The following is a 4,892-nucleotide window of genomic DNA, read 5'->3' on the forward strand; positions in this document are numbered from 1 at the left end:
GATATCCCAATGACCAAATCAGCCGAACTGTATCAAAAGGCACAGCAAACAATCCCAGGCGGCGTGAACTCTCCCGTTCGTGCGTTTAATGGCGTGGGCGGAGCACCGATTTTTATCGAGCGAGCCGATGGCCCTTTGATTTTTGATGCGGATGGCAAAGCGTACATCGACTACGTTGGCTCTTGGGGTCCAATGATTCTTGGTCACAACCATGTGGCGATTCGTGATGCCGTGATCACCGCAGCGCAGCGCGGACTCAGCTTTGGCGCGCCGACGGAAATGGAAATCACCATGGCGGAATTGGTCAGCGAGTTGGTGCCATCAATGGAACAAGTGCGCATGGTCAGCTCTGGTACTGAAGCAACCATGAGTGCGATTCGTCTTGCACGTGGCTTCACTGGCCGAGACAAAATCATCAAGTTTGAAGGTTGCTACCACGGTCATGCCGACAGCTTGCTGGTCAAAGCGGGCTCTGGTGCGCTGACACTCGGTCAACCAAGCTCGCCTGGCGTACCGGCTGATTTTGCCAAGCACACCCTAACAGCAACGTTTAACGACCTTGATTCTGTACGCGAACTGTTTGCAGCCAACCCAGGTGAGATCGCTTGTATTATCGTTGAGCCTGTGGCAGGCAACATGAACTGTATTCCACCTGTTGATGGCTTCCATGAAGGGCTGCGTGAGATTTGTGATCAAGAAGGTGCCTTGCTGATTTTTGATGAGGTCATGACAGGTTTCCGCGTTGCCCTTGGCGGCGCACAAGGCCACTACAACATCAAGCCAGACCTCACCACACTGGGTAAAGTGATCGGTGGCGGTATGCCTGTGGGCGCCTTTGGTGGCCGCAAAGACGTCATGCAATACATTGCGCCAACAGGGCCGGTTTACCAAGCGGGCACACTCTCCGGCAACCCAGTCGCGATGGCAGCGGGTTACGCCTGTTTGTCGGTTCTGCGTGAAGAGGGCAATGAAAAACGCCTAGCGGCAAAAACCAAGCAACTGGCTGACGGCTTTAAAGCGTTGGCTGCCGAGCACGGCATTCCGCTGCTGGTCAATCAAGTGGGCGGCATGTTCGGTTTCTTCTTTACCGATCAAGAACGCATCACCTGCTACGAAGATGTGACACGCTGTGACATCGAGCGATTTAAGCGCTTCTTCCACTTGATGTTAGAACACGGCGTCTACCTTGCCCCATCGGCGTTCGAAGCGAGCTTCACCTCCCTCGCTCACGGCAGCAAAGAGATCGAAGCAACGCTTGAAGCGGCGGATCGCTGTTTCGCTCAGCTTGCGCAAGAAGCCTAATCGCATCTAGGCGGCATTACGCCCCTAATGAAAGGCAAAAAGAAAGGCTGCATCGCGCAGCCTTTTTTATGCCCGTAGAATCATCGCCAAAAGAAGAGCACGGTGACCACCAGCGCGAGTATCAACAGACCAAACCAAGAGAGTCCACGACGCTTTGCGCGCGTAGGGCAATGACCGTTCTCATTATTACAACAGCCCATCATTTTTCTCCTTACATCGCAGCCTTAACCGGCGCCCGTACACGTTAGTGATTGAAGCTTGAAGGGTTTAACGCCATTATACGACTACCTTGTTGCATAAATGGACGTCATCGTGTCAAACAAAGTTACCATCACTTCGAGTCATTGGGTATTGATCCTCGCCTTGTTAGCGGCCGGATTTGCGTGCTACCTGTTAGTCGAACCCTACGTCAACTCCATCGTCATGGCGTTTATCATCTCCATCCTCATGTTGCCGATTCATCAGGCTCTTGAGCGTAAAATGCCCAAGCACAACAATGTCGTCGCCCTGCTCTCCTGCGTGATTTTGACCTTCATTATCGTCGTCCCGCTGCTGTTTGTGTTTGCTGCGATTGTGCAGCAAGGCTCAGCCTTTTCACAAAACGTCTATCAATGGGTCACGCAAGGTGGGATTCAAGCGCTGTTTGAGCATCCTTGGGTTGTCAAAGGCTTATCTATCGTCAACAACTACCTCCCCTTTGATGCGATTGAGCCCTCGCAAATCGCCCAAAAAGTGGGCCAGTTTGCCACCCGTTTTGGCTCCAACTTGGTCGGCATCAGCGCGAAAATTTTAGGTGATGCCACAACCTTCTTGATGGATTTCTTCCTCATGCTGTTTGTACTGTTTTTCTTGTTGCGCGATCGCGAGAAGATCATTGGCGCCATTCGTCATATCCTGCCGCTTTCACGCAGCCAAGAAGACAAATTGCTTGATGAGATAGAACAGGTATCCAAATCGGCGGTGATGGGATCGTTTTTAACCGCTATTGCGCAAGGGGTAGCAGGCGGCATCGGCATGTGGTTGGCGGGATTCCCGGGTTTGTTCTGGGGCACCATGATGGGGTTTGCATCGTTTATCCCCGTCGTCGGTACTGCTCTGATTTGGATTCCTGCCGTGAGCTACCTATTTTTAAGTGGCGATACCACTTGGGCGATTTTCCTCACGGTGTGGAGCGTTGCGGTGGTGGGCTCCATCGATAACTTACTCAGACCTTTGCTGATGCAAGGCAGCGCGGGGATGAACACGCTCATGATCTTTTTCTCCCTGCTTGGCGGCATCCATCTATTTGGTTTGATTGGCTTAATCTACGGTCCGCTGATCTTTGCCGTGACCATGGTGCTGTTCAACATCTATGAGGAAGAGTTTCAAGACTTTCTCGATCGCCAAGATCAAAACTGACCTCACATCCAACGCTTAGTATGACCGGGCGCTTGGTATCATCGGGGGATTGTGCGAAAATCCCCCGTCTTTTTCCGTCAGAGCTCATTATGTCTGCTTACATCGCGCCTAGCCAAATTGCCCAACGTCAACTCGCTTACTTTGAAGGTAAACACGTCTTAGTAGCAGGAGAATCCGAAGATCTCTTTCCCATTGAGTTGGCCAACCACTGCCAATCGGTCACCGTATTCACCACCCACTATGGCTACTATCGCCAGTTGAGTGCGCATACCGCCATAGATTGTCAGTTTGGCGTTCAATACAAACTCAAAGACGAGAATAAAGCGCCAGCGGATTTAGTGCTGCTGTACTGGCCAAAAGCCAAAGCGGAAGCAGAATACCTACTGGCAATGTTGATGGCTCAATTGGGCGAAGGGTGCGAAATCGTCGTTGTTGGGGAAAATCGCTCAGGCATTAAAAGCATCGAAAAGATGTTCAAGCCCTACGGCACAATCCGCAAATATGACTCAGCACGTCGCTGCTCCTTCTATTGGGGTCAATGCACGCAAACTCCCCCAGCGTTTCAATTGGACGCTTGGTTTAAGCGCTATGAAGTGAGCTACCAAGAAACACGCCTGACGATCCACAGTTTGCCTGGGGTATTCAGTCACGGTGAGTTTGATATTGGCAGCCAACTGCTGCTTGATACCCTGCCGCCACTCAGCGGAAAAGTACTCGACTTTGGTTGTGGCGCGGGCGTGATTGGCAGCGTGATGGCTGCACTCAACCCTGGTATAGAGCTAGAGATGTGTGACATCAGCGCCCTGGCCGTGGCATCAAGCCAAGCGACCTTAGCCGCCAATGGTTTAACCGGGCGTGTGTTTGCGTCCGATATCTACTCTGATACCGATGATGACTATCAATTTATCATCAGCAACCCACCGTTCCACTCAGGCCTTGATACCAGTTACAGCGCAACCGAGACCTTACTAGAGCAAGCGCCCGCTCACCTCAATCACCAAGGAGCGCTGTTTATTGTTGCCAATAGCTTTCTCAAGTACCCGCCGATTATCGACGCCGCTTTCGGTAAATGCGAGACACTAAATAAGACCAACAAGTTCGCTATTTATCACGCCAAACGCTAGCCTATCTCGCCCAACCTCGCTCATAAGTTGGGCTATTTTGTCCTCTTTTCGTTGAAAATGCGCCGCTAACCACGCTTTGCGGGCAACTTACTTGTCAAAGTAAAAAAACTCGTTAAATTTGTCAGTTTAAGAAATTAACGTTTTTAGCCATAAGCCCCCACGACATGTTTAAGTTGTATAAAAAGCAAAGATTTAAGCGTCTTCAAAACACGTTAATGTTGGCGTTTTTGGTACTGAGCATCACGCCGTTGACTTTAATGGCCATCTTTTTTCTCCAATCTCATACCAAAGATCTGCAAGAGCAAAGCACCTACCACCTCACCTCAGTACGCGATACCAAACAGCAGCAGGTTGAGGATTACCTCTACGCCAAAGAATCAGAAGTGATGGGCTTTGTTCGCTCAGAACTGGCCTACGCCAGTGGCGGTCGCTTTTACGGCTTAGTCAACGCCTTTCAAAGCTTGGGCTTGGATATTGAACAAGCACGCGAGTACGCACAAAAACGCTATATTCCTGGCTCCGGAGATCAAATCAAAACCTCGATTTTGCCTCAATCGAGTGTCTACACCGGCACAGAGCGCTATCGCCTGCTGCACAAACGCTACCATTGGGCGTACCTAGAGCTGCTCAAACGCTCCGACTTTGACGACATTCTGTTGGTTGACCGCGAAGGTAATGTCACCTACTCCATTTACAAGCACGATAACTACGGCACTAACCTGCAGAGCGGCCGCTACAAAGATCAAAATCTCGGTAAAACCTTTCAAGCCCTGCGCAAGCAAGTGACCGAACGACGCAAAACCAACGAAGATTACACCCCGGTGATTATCTCTGACTTTTCACTCGAACAAGGTCGCATGGTAGCGTGGTTTGGTGCACCTATCGTTCAACAAGGCTACCTGCACAGCTATGCGATGTTTCGCCTCCCCAATAATGGCATCACCAAACTCATCGCGGACAAAAGCAATCAGGTGGCAATCAAAACCTTATTGGTCGGCCAAGATCACCGCTCGCGCACCCTCTCTTACGATGAGAGCGAGGTCGAAAAAAGCCTTGAGGTGGTCAATT

General features: G+C 50.8%; 3 protein-coding genes and 1 pseudogene. All 4 read left to right on the forward strand.

The window, feature by feature from the left end:
- The first annotated feature begins 9 nt into the window (after positions 1-9).
- Positions 10-1,302 (forward strand): glutamate-1-semialdehyde 2,1-aminomutase, encoded by a 1,293-nt coding sequence (gene hemL, locus AC6R1O_RS10710; protein ID WP_500632733.1) that lies wholly within the window; start codon positions 10-12, stop codon positions 1,300-1,302.
- A gap of 312 nt (positions 1,303-1,614) precedes the next feature.
- Positions 1,615-2,700, forward strand: coding sequence for an AI-2E family transporter (locus tag AC6R1O_RS10715; protein WP_334553983.1), 1,086 nt, complete (start codon positions 1,615-1,617; stop codon positions 2,698-2,700).
- An 89-nt stretch (positions 2,701-2,789) separates the two neighbouring features.
- A complete protein-coding gene (gene rsmC, locus AC6R1O_RS10720; RefSeq protein ID WP_500632734.1) occupies positions 2,790-3,824 on the forward strand; it encodes a 16S rRNA (guanine(1207)-N(2))-methyltransferase RsmC in 1,035 nt (344 codons plus the stop codon).
- 164 nt (positions 3,825-3,988) lie between these two features.
- Positions 3,989-4,892: pseudogene (locus AC6R1O_RS10725) on the forward strand (hybrid sensor histidine kinase/response regulator); the annotation flags it as partial.

The organism is Vibrio sp. R11-SG3-ISO3-SZ (assembly GCF_059834345.1).

Bases quoted from the DNA above. Each gene is read 5' to 3' on its own strand.
- hemL (WP_500632733.1), top strand. From the start codon at position 10: ATGACCAAATCAGCCGAACTGTATCAAAAGGCACAGCAAACAATCCCA.
- rsmC (WP_500632734.1), top strand. From the start codon at position 2,790: ATGTCTGCTTACATCGCGCCTAGCCAAATTGCCCAACGTCAACTCGCT.